Origin of the sequence: Streptomyces sp. CC224B, from assembly GCF_030010595.1 — a bacterium.
GTDB lineage: Bacteria > Actinomycetota > Actinomycetes > Streptomycetales > Streptomycetaceae > Streptomyces > Streptomyces longispororuber.
Window position 1 is genome coordinate 85,094 of record NZ_JASCXL010000012.1, and the last position, 22,104, is coordinate 107,197.

A 22,104-nucleotide genomic window follows, 5' to 3' on the forward strand; every position below is an offset into this window, starting at 1 on the left:
GTGTCTGGTGCCCCTGGTGTCCCTGGTTGCCCTGGTATGTCTGGCCCCCCTGGTTCGGCTGGTATGCCTGGTTCTCCTGCGCGCCCTGGTAGGGCTGATGCCCCCGGTTCCCGTACGCCCGGCCCGCGTAGGGCTGCCCGGTGTGCGGCTGTCCCGCGGGCGGCTGCCCCGCGGGCGTTGCGGCGCTGTACGACGGGTGCGGGTAGCCGCAGCCCCCCTGCTCCTGCGTCCGGTGCCCGTACGCCTCGTCGCCGTACGCCGTGCTGCCGTACGGGGCCTGCGCGACACCCTGGTACGAGGAGGTCGCGGCGGGCGCGTACGGGGCCTGCGGCGCGTACGGCGCGTGGTCCTGGCGCGGGGCGCGCGGTGCGGGGGCGGCGGGGCCCGGGCCCGCGAACCACGTGACGAGCGCCGTGCGCGACCCTCGCATCGCCTCCGTGACGCGCATCACAGGGCGCGTGGCGAGCCGCACCGCCAGGAACGCGACGAGCGCGCCGAGCACCAGGCCGACCGCCACGTCGTGCGGGTAGTGCACACCCACGAACACCCGCGAGAAGGCCATCAGCACCGCCATCGGCAGGGTGAGGGCGGCGATGCGGGGCCAGGCGAGCGCGAGGCCGACGGCGGCGGCGCCCGCGATCGTCGAGTGGTTGCTGGGGAAGGACCAGTCGCCGTGCGGCGGGCACTCGACGAGCGGCGTCAGCGCGCCCTTCACGGCCCGGCACGGCCGCTCCTCGTCGATCATGGACTTCACCGTCTCGCTGATCACGTACGCGAGGGCGGTGCCCAGGGGCGCGAGGACCGCCACCGCGAACGCGCGCGCGTCACCGCTCCGGGTCCGCCACCAGGCGACGAGGAACAGCACGCCGAAGAGCAGCAGGCCGAGTTCCGTCCACACCTCGGCGAGGTGCTGCACCCAGCCCGGGGTGTCATGGGCGAACTCGGTGATGTCGCGGTAAAGCCCGGAGGAATCCATGGTGTCCATGATTACGGACGGTACGGAGTGATCTCGAATCGTCACATCCAGCGATGGACCGATAACGGACCTGACGAAAGACAGGGATCGGGCGGGGACGCGGGTGCCGGGTGGGGACGCGGAAGCGGCAACTGGGCAGTGGGAGAAGGCGAAACCGTGATGATGATCCGCAAAAGTTGTGACCCTGGGCGGCGGGTGGGGCCGGAGAACGCGCGGTTCTCTCGTAAGGTTTGGGCGTGGGATCTCTGCGCAATCCGGTCGGGCCGCTTCCCTCCTCCATCTACTGGCGTCGGAGGGCCGTTCTGCTGTCCGTCGTCGGGCTCCTGTTGCTCCTGGTCGTCTGGGCGCTCGCCTCGGGCGGGGGCGGCGGGGACAACGGCGCCGACGGGCCGTCGGGCAACGGGCCCGCGACGTCCATCACGCCCGGGCCCTCCGGTTCGGGCCCCGCGATCAGTGAAAAGCCGGGCGGCCGGGACGAGTCGGACGGCGCCGACGGGTCCGACGGGACGGGCGGCTCGGGCTCCGGCGGAGCCGACGGCGCGGACGGGTCCGGCGGTTCCGGAGGCTCCGGCACCGGAGGCGACAGTTCCGGTTCTGGTTCCGGTGACGACGCGAAGGGCGGCGGCGGCTCCGGCTACCGGCTGCCCGCGGGGTCGACGATGGCCAACTGCACCTCCGGAGCGGTGAAGTTGAAGCTGCGCAGCGCCCGGAACGCGTACGACATCGGGGAGAAGCCCAAGCTGGAGCTGATCGCCGTGAACAGCGGCGGCAAGGCCTGCAAGGTCGATCTCGGCGCCAAGGGAACGGTGTTGACGATCACGCAGTCCGACTCCGGCAAGGAGATCTGGTCCTCCGAGGACTGCCCCGCAGCGGTCGGTACGACCCTGCTCTTCCGGGTCCCCGGGGGCAGTCAGGTCACGCACGTCGTCGAGTGGGACCGCAAGCCCAGCGCCCCGCAGTGCGCGACGCCTCCGGCCGGGGCGGCGAAGCCGGACACGTATCTGGTCGAGGCCACGTCCGAGACCCTCGGCACGGCCCGTACGTCCTTCGTCCTCCGCGCGGACTGAGGGGACTCGCGGACCGGGGGGACTCGCGGACCGAGGGGCCTGAGGGGACCGGAAGGCCGCAGGGGCCCGGCCCGGGAATTGCCTCCGCCGGAGGTCAGACGTAGCGCTCCAGGATCGAGGACTCCGCGAGCCGCGAGAGCCCCTCGCGGACGCTCCGCGCCCGCGCCTCGCCGACGCCGTCCACCGTCTGGAGGTCGTCGACGCTCGCGGCGAGCAGCTTCTGCAGCCCGCCGAAGTGCTCCACCAGCCGCTCGATGATGGCCCCGGGCAGCCGCGGCACCTTCGCGAGGAGGCGGAAGCCGCGCGGGGACACGGCGGAGTCGAGCGTCTCGGGGGAGCCGGTGTAGCCCAACGCCTTGGCCACCGTGGACAGTTCGAGCAGCTCGGCGTGGCTGAGGGAGTCCAGCTCGGCGAGCGCCTCGTCGACGGTGCGGGAGCGCTTGGCGGTGGGCTCGGGGACGTAGTCCCGTACGACCAGCTCCCGCTCGGGCTCGACGCCCGCGATCAGCTCGTCGAGCTGGAGGGTGAGCAGCCGCCCGTCGGTGCCGAGCTCCACCACGTACTCGGCGATCTCCGTGGCGATGCGGCGCACCATCTCCAGGCGCTGCGCGACCGCGGTGACGTCCCGCACGGTCACCAGGTCCTCGATCTCCAGGGCGGAGAGCGTGCCCGCGACCTCGTCCAGGCGCAGCTTGTAGCGCTCCAGGGTGGCGAGGGCCTGGTTGGCACGTGACAGGATCGCCGCGGAGTCCTCAAGGACGCGCCGCTGACCGTCCACGTAGAGGGCGATCAGCCGCATCGACTGGGACACGGACACGACGGGGAAGCCGACCTGCTTGCTGACGCGGTCCGCCGTGCGGTGGCGCGTGCCCGTCTCCTCCGTGGGGATCGTGGGGTCCGGCACGAGCTGCACGCCCGCGCGCAGGATCTTCGACAGGTCCGACGACAGCACGATGCCGCCGTCGAGCTTGCACAGCTCGCGCAGGCGCGTCGCCGTGAACTCCACGTCCAGGACGAAGCCGCCCGTGCACATCGACTCGACGGTCTTGTCGGAGCCGAGGACGATCAGACCGCCGGTGTTGCCCCGGAGGATGCGCTCCAGGCCGTCCCGCAGGCCGGTGCCCGGCGCGACCGCGCTCAGCGAGGCACGCATCAAGCCGTCGGCACCGGAGCCGCCACCGGGCTTACCGGGAACCGCTGCCCGGTCGTTGGCTGCCACTGCACTCCTCCGGTCGCAGGTTGTCCGAGGCCTGGCCGACCCTCTCCCGTACGCCTGACTCGTACGGATGGGCGAGACCTGGGCAAAGTCTACCGGCGGTCCTCGTCCTCCCGTGGGGCCTCTCGGCGACGCGATCTCGGAAGGACACGCAGCGCGTCACCCATGTCGGCGACTTCGATGACCTTCATACCGGGCGGCACCTTCCCCGGGTCGCCCGGCACGAGCGCGTGCGTGAAGCCCAGGCGGTGCGCCTCGGCCAGCCTGCGCTGCACCCCGGTGACCCGTCTGACCTCGCCCGCGAGGCCCACCTCGCCGATCGCGACCAGGTTCTTCGGCAGCGGGGTGTCACTGGCCGCGGAGGCCAGCGCGAGCGCCACGGCCAGGTCCGCGGCCGGCTCGGACAGCTTCACGCCGCCCACGGTGGCGCTGTAGATGTCGCGCTTGCCGAGCGCGCTGATCCGGCCGCGCTGCTCCAGGACCGCCAGCATCATCGAGACGCGGGACGTCTCCAGGCCCGAGGTGGTGCGGCGCGGGGAGGGGATCTGGGAGTCCACGGTGAGCGCCTGGACCTCGGCGACCAGCGGGCGCCGGCCCTCCAGGGTCACCGTCAGGCAGGTGCCCGGCACCGGCTCGGCACGCCGGGTGAGGAACAGGCCGCTGGGGTCGGCGAGACCGACGATGCCCTCGTCGTGCAGCTCGAAGCAGCCGACCTCGTCCGTCGCCCCGTACCGGTTCTTGACGCCGCGCACCAGGCGCAGGCGCGCGTGCCGGTCGCCCTCGAAGTGCAGCACCACGTCCACCAGGTGCTCCAGGAGGCGGGGGCCGGCGATCGCGCCGTCCTTGGTGACGTGGCCGACCAGGATCGTGGACATGCCGCGCTCCTTGGAGGCCCGGATCAGGGCCCCGGCGACCTCCCGGACCTGCGCCATGCCACCGGGGGCGCCGTCGATCTCCGGGGACGCGACCGTCTGCACCGAGTCCAGGACCAGCAGCGAGGGCTTCACCGCGTCCAGGTGGCCGAGGACGGCGGCCAGGTCGGTCTCCGCCGCCAGATACAGGTGGTCCTCCAGCGCGCCGATGCGGTCGGCGCGCAGCCGGACCTGGCTCGCCGACTCCTCGCCGGTCACGTAGAGCGTGCGGTGGTCGTCCGAGGACGCCTTCGCCGCGACGTCGAGCAGCAGCGTGGACTTGCCGACGCCGGGCTCGCCCGCCAGCAGCACCACGGCACCGGGCACCAGGCCGCCGCCGAGGACGCGGTCGAGCTCGGGCACGCCGGTGGAGCGGGCGGTGGCCTGGCGGCCGTCGACCTGGCCGATGGGCAGCGCGGAGGTGGTGACGCGGCCGGGGGTGGTGGTGCGCACCGCGGGCGCGCCGTACTCCTCGACCGTGCCCCAGGCCTGGCACTCGGGGCAGCGGCCGAGCCATTTGGCCGTCTGCCAGCCGCATTCGGTGCAGCGGTAGGACGGACGGTCCTTGGCGGTTTTCGTACGGGCAGCCATGGAACGAACCGTAGCGGCAGCCACTGACAGCGCCCCCCTGCGTCCAGGGGTGCCCGCCGGTGCGCCCGGGGACGCCCGCCGGCTCGGCCCGAGGATGTCCGCCGGGCCCCGCCGGCACGCGCCACCCCGCCGCCAGGGGCACACTCCGGCGCGGCACCGGCCGGCATCGGTCGAACGGACAACGGAAGCGTGGCCTCCTGTCCCCTTTCGAGGGATCTGTTCACCCGTAAGGATTAAATGCGCTCAAGAGGGAGGAAGCCCGCTGCATCATGCGCCTAACTTCGCACGGGTGATGAGCAGCAGTCCGGAGATCCCCACGTACACCACCGGCGCGCACCGGATGTATGCGGGCGCCCGCAGCCGTGTGGTGCCGCGCACGGTCCCGCAGACGCCCCCGGGGCGCTACGAACCGTTCCTGGACGGCCTGTTCACGTACTGCCTGTCCGTCCTGTGCGACCACGACGCCGCCACCACCGCGCTCGGCGACGTCCTCGCCCTCGCCGAGCGCCGCGGCCCCCGCCCGGACGGCGACACGCGCGCGTGGCTCTACGCGCTCGCCCGCTGGATGTGCCTGCGCGCGCTCGCCGAGGCCCGCAGGAGCGGCCGCCAGGGCGCCCACGCCGCCGGGTCCGGGGCCGCCAGAACGCCGCCCGCGGCCCCGCCCGCGCCCCCGCGCCCGGCCGACCCGCCCCCGGCGGACGCGGACGACGCGGACGACACCGAGCGGGCCCGCCGCCACGAACTGGCCCGGCTCGCCTGGCCCGAGGCCGCCGGTACGACCCCCGAGCAGCGCGAGGCCCTGGAGCTCGCGGTCCGCCACCAGCTCACGCCGCAGGAGGTCGCCGCCGTCCTCGGACTCGACCCCGCGGCCGCCCGCGAACTGCTCGCCTCCGCCGCCTGCGAGGTGGAGCGCACCCGCGCCGCGCTCGCCGTCGTCGAGACCGGCGCCTGCCCCATCGTCGCCCGCCTCACCGGCGACAACCAGGTGCTCCTGGGCACCGCCCTGCGCCGCGAGCTGGTCCGGCACGTCGACGACTGCCCGCGCTGCCGCCGCACCGCCGAGCGCGCCGGTTCCGGCGCCTGGCCCGGCACCGCCGTCACCCCGGCCGCGCTGCCGCTGGTCGAGGCCCCGCGCGCGGCCCTGCACCACGCCATGGCCCACGCCCCGCGCGCCCACCGCAGGGCCCGCGGCGGTCCCCGCTTCGACCGGCGCGGCTTCCCCATGGACCCCAAGGACCACGCCGCGCGCCGCGAGCGCTTCCGCGCGCGTGCCGTCACCACCACGGTCGTCGCCACCGTCGTGGCCGCTCCCGTCCTCGCCCTGTGGGCCGCCTACCGCGGCGCTCCCCTCACCGGCGAGGGCACCGACGGCCGCTCCTCCAGCGCCACGGAGGCCGACGACGGCCCGGGCGGGGACGGCTCCCGCGCGCGGGACAGCTACGAGAACGCGGGCAACGCCAAGGCCACCCCCGACCCCCGCTCCGCCGAGGGACGCGAGGGGCCGGGCGTCTCCGTGGAGGTGCTCAGCCCCGGTGGGTCCCTCACGGCGCCCGGCGGCGGCCGCCTCGCCGTCCAGGCCCGGTCGGGCGCCGGGGTGACCCTCATCACGCTCACGGCGTCCGGGGCGGCCCCCGTCCGCTGGTCCGCCAGCACCGGCGCCCCGTGGCTGATCCTGAGCCAGGCCTCGGGAACGCTCGCCCCGGGCCGCTCGTTCACGATCCGGGTGTACGTCGACGACGCCCGCGAGCCGGCCGGCCACTGGAGCGCGCGCGTCACGATCGGCCCCACGGGCGCCGTCATCTCCCTCGCGGGGTACGGCGGTTCACGCCCGACCGGTCAGCCGGGCCCGCGCCCGACCGCCACCCGTCCGGGCCCCACGCTGCCGGACCCGATGCCCACGCCGAGCGGCGACGGCGAGCCGACGCCGACCCCGCCCGGACCCGACCCGACGCCGCCGAGCCCGACGCCCACGCCGACCCCGACGGACCCCGCCCCGACGCCCTCCCCGAGCGGGGACCCGGGGCAGGGCTGAAGCGCCGCCTGCCGGGGCGCGGGGGCTTACCCACGCGCCCCCGCCCGCGCCCCCGGGGCGAACTCCTCAGCCCCGGTGCGGCGGATCCGCCGGGTGCGGAGCCAGCAGCGGCAACTGCGACGCGAGCCGCGCCTCGCACAGCTCCACCAGCCGGTCGTACCCCTCCTTGCCCATCAGCTCGATCAGCTCCGGCCGGTACGACACGTACACGGGCTCGCCCGCCCCGTGCGCCGACGTCGCCGACGTGCACCACCAGTGCAGGTCGTGCCCGCCCGGGCCCCAGCCCCGGCGGTCGTACTCCCCGATGGACACCTGGAGCACCTTCGTGTCGTCCGGCCGCTCGATCCAGTCGTACGTCCGCCGCACCGGCAACTGCCAGCACACGTCCGGCTTGGTCTCCAGCGGCTCCCGGCCCTCCTTGAGCGCCAGGATGTGCAGCGAGCAGCCCGCGCCGCCCGCGAAGCCCGGGCGGTTCTGGAAGACGCACGAGCCGTTGTACGGCCGCGTCTGGCGCTCGCCGTCCTCGTCCACCGACACCCAGCCCGACTCCCGGCCCACGTCGTGGTGCTGCCAGATGTCGGGCGTCAGCCGCTCCACGAACCCCGCGACCCGCTGCTCGTCCTCCTCGTCGGAGAAGTGCGCCCCGAGCGTGCAGCAGCCGTCGTCGGCGCGGCCCGCCTTGATGCCCTGGCAGCCGCTGCCGAAGACACAGGTCCAGCGGGACGTCAGCCACGTCAGGTCGCAGCGGAAGACCTGCTCGTCGTCGGCCGGGTCCGGGAACTCCACCCAGGCGCGCGCGAAGTCGAGGCCCTTCTCGTCGTCGACGGGCACGGGGGGCACCGCGGTCGGCGCCTTGCGGAGCTTCCGCACGGCCTTGCCGGCCGCACCGCCCTTGATACTGCCCTTGATGCCTTTGTCGCTGTTGCCGGGCTTGTCGCTGTTGCCGGGCTTGTCGCTGTTTTCGTGCTTGCCGGGCTTGCCGGGCTTGTCAGTCTTGCCTGGCTTGATCTTCTTGCCGTACTTCTCGGCCTTTTCCGCCTTATCTGCCTGTTCCGCCCCGTCCCGCGCGGGCGGCGCCGACAGCTCCGAGGGCTCCGGCGTGCGCACGGGCTTCGATTTGTCGGACTTCGCCTTTTTCGTCTTTGGCACGTCTCCAGGGTATGCGTGCCCGGGGCCGCCCCGGGACCGTCCGCGGGCGGCGGAGCAGTAGCGTTCCGTACATGAGACTCGGTGTCCTCGACGTGGGTTCGAACACGGTGCATCTGCTGGTGGTGGACGCCCACCCCGGCGCGCGCCCGCTGCCCGCGTACTCCCACAAGGCCGAACTGCGCCTCGCCCAGCTCCTCGACGCGGAGGGCGCGATCGGCCCCGACGGCATCGGCCTGCTCGTCGCCACCGTGCGTGACGCGCTCCAGGCCGCCGAGGACAAGGGCGTCGAGGACCTGCTGCCGTTCGCCACCTCCGCGGTGCGCGAGGCCACCAACGCCGACGAGGTGCTCGCCCGGGTCCGCGCGGACACCGGCGTCGACCTCCAGGTCCTCAGCGGCGCGGAGGAGGCCCGGCTCACCTTCCTCGCCGTGCGCCGCTGGTTCGGCTGGTCCGCGGGCAAGCTGCTCGTCCTCGACATCGGCGGCGGCTCCCTGGAGATCGCGTACGGCATGGACGAGGAGCCGGACGCCGCGGTCAGCCTGCCGCTCGGCGCCGGCCGGCTCACCGCCGCCTGGCTGCCGCAGGACCCGCCGGACCCGGACGACGTACGGGCCCTCAGGCGCCATGTGCGCGCGGAGATCGCGCGCACGGTGGGGGAGTTCAGCCGCCTCGGCAGCCCCGACCACGTCGTGGCGACGTCCAAGACCTTCAAGCAGCTCGCCCGGCTCGCCGGAGCGGCCCGTTCCACCGAGGGGCTGTACGTGCAGCGCGAGCTGAAGCGGAAGTCCCTGGAGGACTGGGTGCCGCGGCTCGCCGCGATGTCCGCCGCCGAGCGCGCGGAGCTCCCCGGCGTCTCCGAGGGCCGGGCCCGGCAACTGCTCGCGGGCGCCCTGGTCGCCGAGGGCGCCATGGACCTCTTCGGCGTCGAGTGCGTCGAGATATGCCCCTGGGCCCTGCGCGAGGGCGTCATCCTCCGCCGCCTGGACCACCTCCCGCCGGGCTGACGTGGCGACCGCGCTCACAGGGGCGCACCGAGGGGGCGCGGGGAACGGCGCGCGCCCGGCCACGAGCGACGCGCACCCGCCGCAGGCGAGCCCCCGGCAGGGCAGGCCCGGCGTCAAGGACAGGGCAGGGGCCGGAGACCGCCTCACCGCTCCGGGGCGGGGCCCCGTACCCTGTTCCCCGTGGTGGAACCAGTCGTGCGCATCCCGGATGCGAAGGTCGCCCTGTCGACGGCCTCCGTGTACCCGGAGTCGACGGCGACGGCCTTCGAGATCGCCGCGCGCCTCGGGTACGACGGCGTCGAGGTCATGGTGTGGACGGATCCCGTCAGCCAGGACATCGAAGCCCTGCGCCGCCTCAGCGACTACCACCGCATCCCGATCCTCGCGGTGCACGCGCCCTGCCTCCTGATCACCCAGCGCGTCTGGTCCACCGACCCCTGGGTGAAGCTCCAGCGCGCCCGGGCCGCCGCCGAGAAGCTGGACGCCTCGACCGTCGTCGTCCACCCGCCCTTCCGCTGGCAGCGCGGCTACGCCCGCGACTTCGTCCAGGGCATCTGGCGGATGGCGGAGGAGACGGACGTGCGGTTCGCCGTGGAGAACATGTACCCGTGGCGCTACCGCGACCGCGAGATGCTCGCGTACGCCCCCGACTGGGACGTCACCAAGGACGACTACCGCCACTTCACGATAGACCTCAGCCACACCGCCACCGCCCGCACCGACGCCCTGGAGATGGTCGACCGCATGGGCGACCGGCTCGGCCACGTCCACCTCGCCGACGGCAAGGGCTCCGCGAAGGACGAGCACCTCGTGCCCGGCCGCGGCACCCAGCCCTGCGCCCAGCTCCTGGAGCGCCTGGCCGGCTCCGGCTTCGACGGCCACGTCGTCATCGAGGTCAACACCCGCCGCGCCATGTCCAGCGCCGAGCGCGAGGCCGACCTCGCCGAGGCCCTGGCCTTCACGCGGCTGCACCTGGCGTCGTCGGTGAAGGTGCCGCGCCCGTGACCGGCCGGACCGCCGCCTCCGCGCCCCGGCGCCGGGGCCGCCCCTCCCGCAGCCAGGCCGAGCAGGGCCCCGCGACCCGCGAGGTGATCCTGGACGCGGCCCGCGAGCAGTTCTCCGCGCACGGCTACGACAAGACCTCCGTACGCTCCATCGCCAAGGCGGCGGGCGTCGACTCGGCCCTCGTGCACCACTACTTCGGCACCAAGGAGCAGGTCTTCGCCGCGGCCGTCGAGGTGGCCTTCGCGCCCGCCCTGGGGGCCCCGGTCGCCGTCGAGGACGGCCCCCCGGAGGGCGTCGGCGAACGGCTGACCCGCTTCATCCTCGGCGTCTGGGAGAACCCGGAGACGCGCGCGCCGCTCCTCGCGATCGTCCGCTCGGCGGTCAACAACGAGACCGCCGCCGCCGTCTTCCGCCGCCTCGTCGCCGCCCAGCTCCTGTCCCGCATCGCCCGCACCCTGGACCAGCCCGACGCGGACCTGCGCGCCGAGCTGGCGGCGGCCCAACTGGTCGGCATCTTCATGCTCCGGTACGTCATCCAGGTCGAGCCGCTGGCCTCGACGGACCTGGAGGAGCTGGTGGCCCGGCTGGCCCCGGTCGTCCAGGGCCACCTGACCGGCTTCCCCGGCGCAGGTGCAGGCACAGACACCGGCACCGGCACGACCGCGCCGGGCCCCGGCCCCGCCTGAGCCCGCGGGCCCGAGCCCCGGCCCCGCCTGAGCCGCCCGCCCCAGGCGTCCGCAAGGCGCCGCCCGGCCCGGGACACCCGGCCCGAGACACCCGTCCCGGCATCCGGACACCCTGTCCGGATCTTGGATCATGGGCGTACGCTCGGCCGTATCGACAGCCGTATCTGAAGGAGCGAGCGACGATGCCCGAGCTGAGGTCCCGCACAGTCACCCACGGCCGCAACATGGCGGGCGCCCGCGCCCTGATGCGCGCCTCCGGGGTACCGGGCGCGGACATCGGCCGGAAGCCGATCGTCGCCGTCGCCAACTCCTTCACCGAGTTCGTGCCGGGCCACACCCACCTCGCCCCCGTCGGCCGCATCGTCTCCGAGGCGGTCAAGGCGGCCGGCGCCATCCCGCGCGAGTTCAACACGATCGCGGTCGACGACGGCATCGCCATGGGCCACGGCGGCATGCTCTACAGCCTCCCGTCCCGCGACCTGATCGCCGACTCCGTCGAGTACATGGTCGAGGCCCACTGCGCCGACGCCCTGATCTGCGTCTCCAACTGCGACAAGATCACGCCCGGCATGCTGATGGCCGCCCTGCGCCTGAACATCCCGACGGTCTTCGTCTCCGGCGGCCCCATGGAGGCGGGCAAGGCCACCCTCGTCGACGGCACCGTCCGCAAGCTGGACCTGATCGACGCCATGGTCGACGCGTCGAACGAGAACGTCTCGGACGACGACATCCTCCGCATCGAGGAGAACGCCTGCCCGACCTGCGGCTCCTGTTCCGGCATGTTCACCGCCAACTCCATGAACTGCCTGACCGAGGCCATCGGCCTGTCCCTGCCGGGCAACGGCTCGGTGCTCGCCACCCACACCGCCCGCAAGGCGCTGTACGAGAGGGCGGGCGCCACGGTCGTCGAGCTGACCAGGCGCTACTACGAGCAGGACGACGACTCGGTCCTGCCGCGCAACATCGCCACGCACGCCGCGTTCGAGAACGCCATGGCCCTCGACATCGCCATGGGCGGCTCCACCAACACGATCCTGCACCTGCTCGCCGCCGCCCAGGAGGCCGGCGCCGACTACGACCTCACCGACATCGACGCCGTCTCCCGCCGCGTCCCCTGCCTGGCGAAGGTCGCCCCGAACGTGGCCCCGCAGGGCACGTACTACATGGAGGACGTGCACCGCGCGGGCGGCATCCCCGCGATCCTCGGCGAGCTGTACCGCGGCGGCCTGCTCAACGAGGACGTGCACACCGTCCACTCCACCTCCGTCAAGCAGTGGCTGGACGACTGGGACGTGCGCGGCGGCGCCGCGCTCCCCGAGGCCCTGGAGCTGTGGCACGCGGCCCCCGGCTGCAAGCGCTCCGCCGAGGCGTTCTCGCAGTCCGAGCGCTGGGACACCCTCGACACGGACGCCGCGAACGGCTGCATCCGCGACGTCGCCCACGCCTACTCCAGCGACGGCGGCCTCGCGGTCCTCAAGGGCAACCTGGCGGCCGACGGCTGCGTCGTGAAGACGGCGGGCGTCGACGAGTCGATCTGGACGTTCGAGGGCCCGGCCGTCGTCTGCGAGTCGCAGGAGGAGGCCGTCGAGAAGATCCTGAACAAGCGGGTCAAGGAGGGCGACGTCGTCGTCATCCGCTACGAGGGCCCCAAGGGCGGCCCCGGCATGCAGGAGATGCTCTACCCCACCTCGTTCCTCAAGGGCCGCGGCCTCGGCAAGGCCTGCGCCCTGGTCACCGACGGCCGTTTCTCCGGCGGCACCTCGGGCCTGTCCATCGGCCACGCGTCGCCGGAGGCCGCGTCCGGCGGCACCATCGCGCTCGTCGAGGACGGCGACCGCATCCGCATCGACATCCCCGGCCGCTCGATCGAACTGCTCGTCGACGACGCCGAACTGGACCGCCGCCGCGCGGCCCTCGGTGGCACGTACGCACCCAAGTCCCGGGAGCGCAAGGTCTCCGCGGCCCTGCGCGCGTACGCCGCGATGGCGACGAGCGCGGACAAGGGCGCGGTGCGGGACGTGTCACGGCTGGGCTGAGCCCCGGGGCCCGGCAGGGCGCCCGCCGCCGCGTCCGGGCCGAGGGTCGACTGTCCTGGTTTGTCCTGCAACTGGTGTGGTGCGCGGGCGCGTCTAAGGTGTGACGCACAGTCCACAGTGCGGCCCGCGCCGCCTGTTTCACGTGGAACACGCACACACGGGGGACCACCATGAGCAGCGAAGAACTGACCATGCCCGACGCCGTCGACACCCTCGCCGGACGTGACGCCATCGCGACGACCGACGCCATCGCGACGACCGACACCGTCGCCACGGCCGCCGCCGGCACGGCCGACGTCATCGACGTACCCGACGTCATCGACGTACCCGATGTCATCGACGTGGCGAACGGCGCCGAGCTGACGGTGGAGGCGGCGGTGGCTCGCCGCTACGCGGTCGTCGCCGACGTCAACGTCCGCTCCGGCCCCGGCACCTCGTACGCCAAGGTCGGCCGCCTCAGCGCCGGCGCCCACGTCACCATCAGCTGCCAGAAGTCCGGCGAGACGGTCACCGGCCCCACCGGCACCTCGAAGATATGGGACCGCATCGGCAGCGGGCGGTACGTGTCTGACACCTACGTGCGCACGGGCAGCGACGGGTACGTGGCACCGCGCTGCTGACCCGCGGCCCGGTCGTGCGAGGCCGTCGCGGCCCGGGGCTCACCCGGACCGCGGCGGCTTCGCCGTGTCGAAGGCGTACAGCAGGTTCCCGGCGCCGGACACGACCGCGGCGCGGCCGGCGAGGGCGACGCGGGGACTCGCGCCCACGTCCGCGCTGCCGTTGGTCCTCGGGTCGGTCGTCCACAGGAGCTTGCCGTCGCGCGGCGCGAGCGCGGCGACCCGGCCGCTGGCCGAGCTGAAGTACAGCGCCCCGGGCCCGGCCACCGGACCCGCCGCGCCCTCCACACCCGCCTGCCGGGTCCACGCGGGCCTGCCGGTGGTGGCGTCGACCGCGCTGACCTCGCCGTTCTGCTCGGTGAAGTAGACCCTGTCGCCCGCGAGCGCCGGCGCCCCGCCGTACCTCTTCGCCAGCCGCGTCGTGGTCGCCCTGCCGCGCGCCGCGTCCACGCGGACGACCGCCTCGTACTCGATGACGCCGATCTCGCCCACCCGCTGCCTCGCCAGGACGAGCTGTCCGCCGCGCGCGCCGAGCACCTGGAGCGGGCCGCGGACGGCGACGCCCTCGCCGAGCGTGCCCGAGGCGAGGTCGACGCCGAACACCGTGACGTGCCGCACCTCGGATGTCGACACCTCCTGGCCCGGCCCGCACATGAGGTACGCCCGGTCGTGCTCGGCGACCGGCGCGCAGTCCAGGCCTCCTGGGAACGGCGTCGTCCACAGCACCTTCCCGGAGCGGGCCGCGCGGGCCTCGACGCGGGTGCGGCCCGCGTCGACGGTGAGGACGGTGGACCCGGCCAGCGCGGCGTCGGTGTCGCGGCCCGACAGCGCCAGGGACTGGCTGCCGTACCGGGCGGACCACAGCTCCTCGCCCTTCGCCGCGTCGAGGGCCACCACTTCGCCGGGCCCAGAGTCGTCGGCGGGCAGACGGTAGCCGAGCACCGTGTCCTTGCCCGCCACCCCGGCCAGGTGCGTGCCCTGCACGGGGATGCCCGGGTGGTGCGCCGTCCACAGCCGTCGGCCGTCGGCGATCCGGACGCGGGTCGCGATCACGCCGCCGCCCCCGCAGTACGCCGAGTCGCCGCGCGGCACGCAGCGCAGCTCGTCGGTGATCTTCGACTTGCCCGGCGGTACGTTCTGCCGCCAGGGCCGGAACCCCCGCGGCAGCGGCACCCCGGTCGCCGCGACGGTGTGCCCCCTGCCGTCGGGGCCGCCGTCGCGGGCGCCCCCCGTGCCCTCCGTGCTCGCCCTGAGCACCGCCACGCCGCCCCCGATGGCCGCCACGGCCACGACCGCGGCGAGCACGGGCCGCCACCGCCTGCGCAACCGCCGCCCCAGGCCACGGCGCTCGCCGCGGGCGTCCTTCGGCCCCGCCGGGCGCAGGGCGGCCGCGGTGCCCGCCGTGCTGTCCGACGCCCCGGCCAGATGGTGCTGCGTGTCGGTGTCCCGGGTCCGGTTCGCGTGGCTCGCGGCGGCCCCCAGCTCCACGGGCAGGTCCCGCAGCCGTACGAGCAGCTCGTCGACCGTGGGGCGGGCGGCCGGGTCCTTGGCGAGGCAGGGCTCGACGACCGCGCGCAGGGTGCCCGGGACGTCGTCGAGCGCCGGTGCCTCGTGCACCACCTGGTACGCCGTCATGTACGGGCTGTCCGCGTCGAAGGGCCCCTGCCCCGTCGCCGCGTACACCAGCAGCGTCCCGAGCGAGAAGACGTCCGACGACGGCCCGACCCCGCGCGGCGTCTGGAGCTGCTCCGGCGACATGAACGGCGGGGTGCCGATGACACGGCCGGTCATCGTGAGCGTCTGCTGGTCCGCGGCGCGGGAGATGCCGAAGTCGATGACGCGCGGCCCCTCGGGCGACAGGACGACGTTGGACGGCTTCAGGTCCCGGTGCACGACGTCCGCGCGGTGGATGTCGCGCAGCGCCTCCGCGAGCCCGATGGCGAGGGAGCGCAGCTCGGCGCCGCCGATGGGCCCGTGCTCGGCGATGCGCTGGGCGAGCGTGGGGCCCTCGATGTACGTGGTGGCCATCCACGGGTGCCGCCCCTCGGGGTCGGCGTCGACGACGGCCGCGGTGAACGCGCCGCTGACCCGGCGGGCCGCGGCGACCTCCTGCCGGAAGCGGATGCGGAACTCGTCGTCGTCCGCGAACTGCTGGTGGATCAGCTTGATCGCGATCGGCCGCCCCGACGCGGTACGCGCGAGGAAGACGGTGCCCATGCCGCCGGAGCCGAGCCGCGACTCGAGCGGATAACCACCGATCTCCTCAGGGTCCCCTGAGCGGAGCGACACCTCTTTCGACCTCCCGGTACCGGCCGTCCCCCGTACGAACCGCCTGTCCGCACAAACTAGCCGCCGACGGGGGAGGCGGAGCAAGGCGGGGGAGAAGTACGGCGTGGCTCACCGCGGCCCGCCCCGCCCGGGCCGGGCGATAATCAGGGGCGTGAGCGAAGAACCCCGTACCGCGCAGCCCGGCACCCCGGCCGGGCCCCGGCCCGAGCCCATCCGCTTCTTCGGCACGACGTGGCTGGAGCACACCGACGGCTATGCCGCGCGCCGCGCCGGCGTCGCCGTCGGCTCGCTCGCCGCCGCCGCCGCGGGCTGCCTGGTGCTGCGCTTCGCGTACGAGGGCCTGGAGATCGCGGCCGTGGGCTCCTTCGTGAACCTGCTGGTCGTGGTCATGTTCGCGATCTGCAGCGCCATCGCCTTCCGGCGCACGTGGGAGGGGTTTGCCAAGCGGCACGACCCGCAGTCGGTGGCGTCCATGCGGAGCCTCATGACCATCGGCTTCATCGGCTCCCTCCTCGCCTACTTCTTCCGCTCCCTCAAGGAGGCCCCGGGCGAGCGGCTGCACCGCGAGGAGTACGAGGCGGCGCTCGAACAGTACGCGCGCCGCAAGAAGCGCCGCAGAAAGTAACCCGGGCCGGGGCACCCCAGCCCGTCCGGCATCCGCGGAGGAGGCGCGAAGCGCCAAAGAGGGGGAAAGCCAAAGAGGGGGAAAGCGGCGAAGCCCCGGACGAGAGAAGCGGGGCCCAGGGGCGGCGGCCCCCGGTTTCGGGAAAGGGGCGCCCGCGCGCGGAGCGCGCCCATGGTTGGGGGCGCCCCGCGCAGGCCACGATGGCCTCATGACACCTCACCCCCCAACCGCCTTAGCCCTCAGCTTCGACTCCGTAGCGGCCCAGTACGCCGCCGCCCGCCCCGGCTACCCACCCGAGCTGTTCACCACGGTCGAGGAACTGGCAGGCGCGCCCCTGGCGGGAGCCGACGTCGCCGACATAGGCGCCGGCACCGGCATAGCCACCCGCCTCCTGCGCGACCGCGGCGCCCACGTCGTCGCGGTGGAACCGGGCCCGGAGATGGGCGCCCACCTGCGCGCGGCCCTGCCCGGCACCCCTCTGGTCCGCGGCTCGGGCGACGCCCTGCCGCTGGCCACCGCCTCCGCCGACTTCGTCACGTACGCCCAGGCCTTCCACTGGACCACACCGGAACTCTCGGTACCGGAGGCCCTGCGCGTGCTGCGCCCCGGCGGCGCCCTCGCCCTGTGGTGGAACACCCCCGACCCCGACGTCCCCTGGGCCGCCGCCCAGGAGGCCCGCCTGAAGTCCCGCCTGCCCGGCTACCACGCCCACGGCATCTCCGGCGACAGCGCCCGCGTCGTCGACCGCGTGGCCCCGGGGCTCGGCCCGGTCCACCGCCGCCTGCACTGGACGCGCCCCGTCCCGCTCGACGTGCACCTGGCCCACCTCGGCAGCCGCTCGTACTTCGCCGCCCTGGGCCCCGACCGCGCCGCCCCCGTCCTCGCCGACGAGCGCGCCCACCTCCTCGGGCAGTTCCCCGACGGAGTGGTGCCCGAGGCCTACGCCGTGGACGTCACGGTCGTACGCAGCGCCACCTGAACCCCGAGCACCCCGGACGGCTGGAGACACCCTCCAACTCGTCCGCGGCGCCATCTGAACCCCGAGCACCCCGGACGGGCTGGAGACACCCTCCAGCCCGTCCGTCGTACGCGCGCACCGAAACGGTACGAACACCGCGGCCGAGAAGCCCGACACCTTGACGCGGCCACCCTCCCGCGCGCAATAATCATCACATGATGAATATTGCTTCTCCCTCCCGCGCCCCGGCCCCCGGCACCACCGCCCCGGCCATCCGCGCCCGTTCCCTCAAGGCGGTCCGCGGCCACCGCACCGTCCTGCGCGGCCTGAGCTTCACCGTCCCGCGCGGCCAGATCACCGGCCTCCTCGGCCCGTCCGGCTGCGGCAAGTCCACGCTGATGCGCGCCGTGGTCGGCACCCAGGCCAAGGTCACCGGCACCCTGGACGTCCTCGACCACCCGGCGGGCACCCCCGCCCTGCGCTCCCGCATCGGCTACGTCACCCAGGACCCCTCCGTCTACGACGACCTCACCGTCCGGCAGAACCTGGAGTACTTCGCCGCCGTCCTCTCCCCGGGCCCCGCCGCGGCCGCCCGCCGCCGCGCGGACGTCACCCGGGCCATCGCCGACGTGGACCTCACCGGCCACGCCGACGCCCTCGCGGGCAACCTCTCCGGCGGCCAGCGCAACCGCGTCTCCCTCGCCGTCGCCCTCCTCGGCGCGCCCGAGCTGCTGGTGCTCGACGAGCCCACGGTCGGCCTCGACCCCGTACTCCGCCGGGACCTGTGGGACCTCTTCCACACCATCGCCACCGAACGCGGCACCACGATCCTCGTCTCCTCCCACGTCATGGACGAGGCGGAGCGCTGCCACCGCCTGCTCCTCATGCGCGCGGGCGAGATCCTCGCCGACGACACCCCGGAAGCGCTGCGCACCCGCACCGGCTCGGCGACCGTCGAGGAGGCGTTCCTCCACCTCGTCGACGCGGCGAACGCCGCGAGCGAGCCCCAGGGCTCATGACCCTCCTCGGCCTGACGGGCCCCCTCGGCTTGACGGGCCTGCTCGCCCTGACGGGCCTGCTCGGCTTGGCCGGCCTGCTCGACCGGTCCTGCTCGCCGGGCTTGACCGGTTCCTCCGGCACATCCGGCCTGAGCGGCTCGTCTGGCCCGACCGGCCTGTCCAGCCCATCCGGCCCGCCCGGCTCTCCCGGTCCGACCACGCCCGGACCCTCCAGCCCGGCCCGGTCCGCTCGGCCGTCCCAGCCCGCTCGGCCGTCCAGGCCCGCCCAGCCCGTCCCACCCGACCTGCCCACGTCCGCCCAGCCCGCCCGGCCCGTCAAGCCCCCTGGCCTGACCGGCCCAACCAGCCCCTACACCCCGTCCAACCCCAGCCCCTCCAACCCCAACCCCTCACCCCTGCTCCCCCTCCAACCCACCTCCCCCCAGGAGCCTCCGATGACCACCCGCCCGGCCCCCGCCACCACACCCCCTCAAGCCCCGGCCGCCCCCGAAGCCCGCTTCACGCCGTTCCTCTTCCGTACGCTCGCCACCGCCGCCCGCGTCCTGCGCCAGCTCCGCCACGACCCCCGCTCCATCGCGCTGCTGGTCCTCGTCCCCTGCGTGATGCTGCTGCTCCTGCGCTACGTCTTCGACGGCAGCCCCCGCACCTTCGACTCCATCGGCGCCTCCCTCCTCGGGATCTTCCCGCTGATCACGATGTTCCTGGTGACCTCCATCGCCACCCTGCGCGAACGCACCTCCGGCACCCTGGAACGCCTCCTCGCCATGCCCCTGGGCAAGGCCGACCTCATCGCCGGCTACGCCCTCGCCTTCGGTGCCCTGGCCGTCGTCCAGTCCGCCCTCGCCACCGGCCTCGCCCTGTGGGGCCTCGGCCTGGACGTCACCGGCTCGGCCTGGCTCCTGCTGCTCGTCGCCCTCCTGGACGCGCTGCTCGGCACCGCCCTCGGCCTGTTCGTCTCGGCCTTCGCCGCCTCCGAGTTCCAGGCCGTCCAGTTCATGCCGGCGGTGATCTTCCCGCAGCTCCTGCTCTGCGGCCTCTTCGCTCCCCGCGACACCATGCAGCCCGTCCTCGAAGGGCTCTCCGACGTGCTCCCCATGTCGTACGCCGTCGACGGCATGAACGAGGTGCTGCGCCACCCCGACATCACCGGCGACTTCGTCCGCGACGCCGTGATCGTCGCCGCCTGCGCCGTCCTCGTCCTGGCCCTGGGCGCCGCCACCCTGCGCCGCCGTACGACCTGACGGCGCCGCGGCAGGCGTCCGCCCGGCGGACACCCCGCCGCCCCCGCCCCCGCCGATGCGAGGATGGCCCCGAACCACGCACCCCGGGAGGCCCTCGCCCATGAGCCAGACGCGCAAGCCGAGCCAGACCGTCGCGGTCCTCGGCACCGGAAAGATCGGCGAAGCCCTGCTCAGCGGCATGATCCGGGCCGGCTGGGCGCCCGCCGACCTGCTGGTCACCACCCGCCGCCAGGAGCGCGCCGACGAGCTCCGCACCCGCTACGGCGTCGAGGCCCTGAGCAACGCCGAGGCCGCCCGGCGCGCCGGCACCCTGATCCTCGCCTGCAAGCCGCAGGACATGGCCAGGCTGCTCGACGAACTCGCCCCCCACCTCTCCGCCGACCGCCTGGTCATCAGCGCCGCCGCCGGCATCACCACCTCCTTCATAGAGGAGCGCCTGGCCGCGGACACCCCCGTCGTCCGCGTCATGCCCAACACCCCCGTCCTCGTCGACGAAGGCATGTCCGTCATCTCCGGCGGCAGCCACGCCACCGCCGGAGACCTCGCGCACGCCGAGGACATCTTCGGAGCCGTCGGCAAGACCCTCCGCGTCCCCGAGACCCAGCAGGACGCCTGCACGGCCCTGTCCGGCTCCGGACCGGCGTACTTCTACTTCCTGGTCGAAGCCATGACCGACGCGGGCATCCTCCTGGGCCTGCCCCGCGACAAGGCCCACGACCTGATCGTCCAGGCCGCGATCGGCGCCGCGGTGATGCTCCGCGACAGCGGCGAGCACCCGGTGAAGCTCCGCGAGAACGTCACCTCCCCCGCGGGCACCACCATCAACGCCATCCGCGAACTGGAGAACCACGGCGTACGGGCCGCCCTCATCGCCGCCCTGGAGGCCGCCCGCGACCGCAGCCGCGAGCTGGCCTCCGGCAACGGCTAACCCCGCGCGCCGCCCGCGGGCCCCTCGGCCGCGGGCGGCAGCAGCCCGATCGCCCGGTAGGCGGCGTCGACGGTCGGCCGCGCCATCCCCCTGGCCCGCTCGGCCCCGGCCCGCAGCACCTCCTCCACGTACGCGGGATCCGCGGCCAGCTCCTTGTGCCGCTCCCGCACGGGCCGCAGGACCTCCACCACGGCCTCCGCGGTGTCCTTCTTCAACGTCCCGTACGAGTCATAGGCGCCGCTCAGCTCCTCGGGGTCCCCGCCCTCGCAGGCGGCCAGGATCTCCAGCAGGTTCGCGACCCCCGGCCGGGCCCCGCGGTCGTACACGACCTCGCCGCCGCTGTCCGTCACGGCCCGCATGACCTTCTTCCGCACCGCGTCCGGCTCGTCGAGGAGGTAGACGATCCCCGCACCGGACTCGTGCGACTTGCCCATCTTCGACGTCGGGTCCTGCAGGTCCATGACCCGCGCCGCCACCTCGGGCCGCGTCGCGCGCGGCACCGTGAACGTGTGCCCGTACCGCTGGTTGAACCGCACCGCCAGGTCCCGCGTCAGCTCGACGTGCTGCGTCTGGTCCTCGCCGACCGGCACCTCGTCCGCCCCGTACGCGAGGATGTCCGCCGCCATCAGCACGGGATACGTCAGCAGCGACAGCCGCACGCTCCCGCCCCGCGCCCGCTCCAGCGCCGACTTCTCCTTGTACTGGATCATCCGCCGCATCTCGCCGTCGGTCGCCACGCACTCCAGCAGGTACGACAGCCGCGCGTGCTCGTCGACGTGACTCTGTACGAAGACCGTGCACCGCTCGGGATCGAGCCCCGAGGCAAGCAGCAGGGTCGCGGCCTGCCTGCTGAGCCTGCGCACCCGCGCCGGATCGTGCTCCACGGTCAGGGCGTGCAGGTCGACCACGCAGAACAGCGCGTCGGCCCGGTGCTGGTCCACCTCGGCCCAGCCCCGGACGGCGCCCAGGTAGTTGCCCAGCGTCAGGTGCCCGGTGGGCTTGACCCCACTGAAGATCCGCGTCATGACTGCTCTCCACCTCCGGAACGGGGCCGCCGTCCCGGCGGCCGGGCTCAGGTCCTCCGGAGGGAGATACGCGAACGGCCGCCGAGGCGGCGGCCGTTGGGTACACGCGTGAGTACGGCCGCCGTCAGGCGGCCCACCACAGTTGGATGCACGCGTGTGTCGTCACGCGTCCACCGTAGCGCCCCCAGGCCCGGAGTTGACACCCCCGGGAGCCGCTACGTAGTGTTCTCCGAGTTGCCCGACGTGAGCGCCGACTCTGGTCGGTCCCCGGGCGGCCATTCCGCAAGAACCACTCAAACGATCGATGCATGGCTTCTTCGTGTTCGCGAGGACTCCGACGTCGTTCCGTTTCCGTGCGCTTTTGCGAAATGAGGAAGCCGGTGTTCGCAAGAACCAGCCCGATTAGCGTCGGGAGCCGGGAATCCGCTAAAGTCTCACTCGTCGGAACGGCCCAACAGCCGCGAAGACAAACCCGGTTGACAGGGAATCAGGCCCGAAAGGATCTGATAGAGTCAACACCGCCGGAAGGCCGAAAGGCTGGAAAGCACCGATGAAATCGGAACGGACCGGGAAGCCGGAAAGATCTGATAGAGTCGGAAACACGAAATACCGAAGGGAAGCGCCCGGAGGAAAGCCCCAGAAGAGATTCTGCGGGTGAGTACAAAGGAAGCGTCCGTTCCTTGAGAACTCAACAGCGTGCCAAAAGTCAACGCCAGATATGTTGATACC

The 22,104-nt window shown here is 73.8% G+C and carries 17 protein-coding genes and 1 pseudogene; 12 read left to right on the plus strand and 6 right to left on the minus strand.

Going from position 1 to position 22,104, the window contains the following annotated elements; genetic code table 11:
• Positions 1–379: 379 nt before the first annotated feature.
• A pseudogene (locus tag QK440_RS07515) lies at positions 380–985 on the minus strand (phosphatase PAP2 family protein); the annotation flags it as partial.
• 227 nt (positions 986–1,212) lie between these two features.
• Between QK440_RS07515 and QK440_RS07520 the strand changes: the two are divergent.
• On the plus strand, positions 1,213–2,043 hold the full coding sequence (locus QK440_RS07520; RefSeq protein WP_282792190.1) for a hypothetical protein: 831 nt from the start codon (positions 1,213–1,215) through the stop codon (positions 2,041–2,043).
• Between the two features lie 94 nt (positions 2,044–2,137).
• On the opposite strand, the gene disA is transcribed toward QK440_RS07520, so the two are convergent.
• Together disA and radA are read right to left on the minus strand one after the other, a co-directional pair.
• Entirely contained in the window at positions 2,138–3,262 is a 1,125-nt protein-coding gene (disA, locus tag QK440_RS07525) for a DNA integrity scanning diadenylate cyclase DisA (RefSeq protein WP_282792191.1), read from the minus strand.
• An 89-nt stretch (positions 3,263–3,351) separates the two neighbouring features.
• Complete coding sequence (gene radA / locus QK440_RS07530) at positions 3,352–4,761, minus strand: DNA repair protein RadA (protein ID WP_282792192.1); 1,410 nt, start codon at positions 4,759–4,761, stop codon at positions 3,352–3,354.
• Positions 4,762–5,053: 292 nt separating this feature from the next.
• Between radA and QK440_RS07535 the strand changes: the two genes are divergently transcribed.
• A complete protein-coding gene (locus tag QK440_RS07535; protein ID WP_282792193.1) occupies positions 5,054–6,793 on the plus strand; it encodes a hypothetical protein in 1,740 nt (579 codons plus the stop codon).
• A 66-nt stretch (positions 6,794–6,859) separates the two neighbouring features.
• Here QK440_RS07535 and QK440_RS07540 read toward each other — a convergent pair whose 3' ends face one another.
• Positions 6,860–7,663, minus strand: coding sequence for a hypothetical protein (locus QK440_RS07540; protein ID WP_282792213.1), 804 nt, complete (start codon positions 7,661–7,663; stop codon positions 6,860–6,862).
• 350 nt (positions 7,664–8,013) lie between these two features.
• Between QK440_RS07540 and QK440_RS07545 the strand changes: the two genes are divergently transcribed.
• The 5 genes from QK440_RS07545 to QK440_RS07565 all read left to right on the plus strand — a co-directional run bounded on the left by QK440_RS07545 (position 8,014) and on the right by QK440_RS07565 (position 13,293).
• Entirely contained in the window at positions 8,014–8,946 is a 933-nt protein-coding gene (locus tag QK440_RS07545; RefSeq protein WP_282792194.1) for a Ppx/GppA phosphatase family protein, read from the plus strand.
• 180 nt (positions 8,947–9,126) lie between these two features.
• Complete coding sequence (locus QK440_RS07550; protein ID WP_282792195.1) at positions 9,127–9,951, plus strand: sugar phosphate isomerase/epimerase; 825 nt, start codon at positions 9,127–9,129, stop codon at positions 9,949–9,951.
• Entirely contained in the window at positions 9,948–10,637 is a 690-nt protein-coding gene (locus QK440_RS07555) for a TetR family transcriptional regulator (RefSeq protein ID WP_282792196.1), read from the plus strand. Before QK440_RS07550 ends, QK440_RS07555 begins: the two co-directional genes overlap by 4 nt.
• A 182-nt stretch (positions 10,638–10,819) precedes the next feature.
• A complete protein-coding gene (gene ilvD, locus QK440_RS07560; protein ID WP_282792197.1) occupies positions 10,820–12,673 on the plus strand; it encodes a dihydroxy-acid dehydratase in 1,854 nt (617 codons plus the stop codon).
• Positions 12,674–13,032: 359 nt separating this feature from the next.
• Positions 13,033–13,293, plus strand: a complete 261-nt coding sequence (locus tag QK440_RS07565; protein ID WP_282792214.1) for an SH3 domain-containing protein — start codon at positions 13,033–13,035, stop codon at positions 13,291–13,293.
• A 39-nt stretch (positions 13,294–13,332) separates the two neighbouring features.
• Here the strand turns inward: QK440_RS07565 and QK440_RS07570 are convergent, their stop codons facing one another.
• A complete protein-coding gene (locus QK440_RS07570; RefSeq protein ID WP_282792198.1) occupies positions 13,333–15,579 on the minus strand; it encodes a PQQ-binding-like beta-propeller repeat protein in 2,247 nt (748 codons plus the stop codon).
• A gap of 151 nt (positions 15,580–15,730) precedes the next feature.
• On the opposite strand from QK440_RS07570, the gene QK440_RS07575 reads away from it, so the two are divergent.
• The 5 genes from QK440_RS07575 (at position 15,731) to proC (ending at position 20,350) form a co-directional block, all read left to right on the plus strand.
• Positions 15,731–16,204 (plus strand): EamA/RhaT family transporter, encoded by a 474-nt coding sequence (locus QK440_RS07575; protein WP_282792199.1) that lies wholly within the window; start codon positions 15,731–15,733, stop codon positions 16,202–16,204.
• 208 nt (positions 16,205–16,412) lie between these two features.
• A complete protein-coding gene (locus tag QK440_RS07580; protein ID WP_282792200.1) occupies positions 16,413–17,183 on the plus strand; it encodes a class I SAM-dependent methyltransferase in 771 nt (256 codons plus the stop codon).
• Positions 17,184–17,377: 194 nt separating this feature from the next.
• Positions 17,378–18,181 (plus strand): ABC transporter ATP-binding protein, encoded by an 804-nt coding sequence (locus tag QK440_RS07585; protein WP_282792201.1) that lies wholly within the window; start codon positions 17,378–17,380, stop codon positions 18,179–18,181.
• 434 nt (positions 18,182–18,615) lie between these two features.
• Positions 18,616–19,422: an ABC transporter permease gene (locus tag QK440_RS07590; RefSeq protein ID WP_282792202.1), complete on the plus strand. Its 807-nt coding sequence runs from the start codon at positions 18,616–18,618 to the stop codon at positions 19,420–19,422.
• Positions 19,423–19,522: 100 nt separating this feature from the next.
• Complete coding sequence (proC, locus tag QK440_RS07595) at positions 19,523–20,350, plus strand: pyrroline-5-carboxylate reductase (RefSeq protein WP_282792203.1); 828 nt, start codon at positions 19,523–19,525, stop codon at positions 20,348–20,350.
• Here proC and trpS read toward each other — a convergent pair.
• Positions 20,347–21,375, minus strand: coding sequence for a tryptophan--tRNA ligase (trpS, locus tag QK440_RS07600; RefSeq protein WP_282792204.1), 1,029 nt, complete (start codon positions 21,373–21,375; stop codon positions 20,347–20,349). The two genes, proC and trpS, sit on opposite strands and share 4 nt — an antisense overlap.
• Between the last annotated feature and the right edge of the window lie 729 nt (positions 21,376–22,104).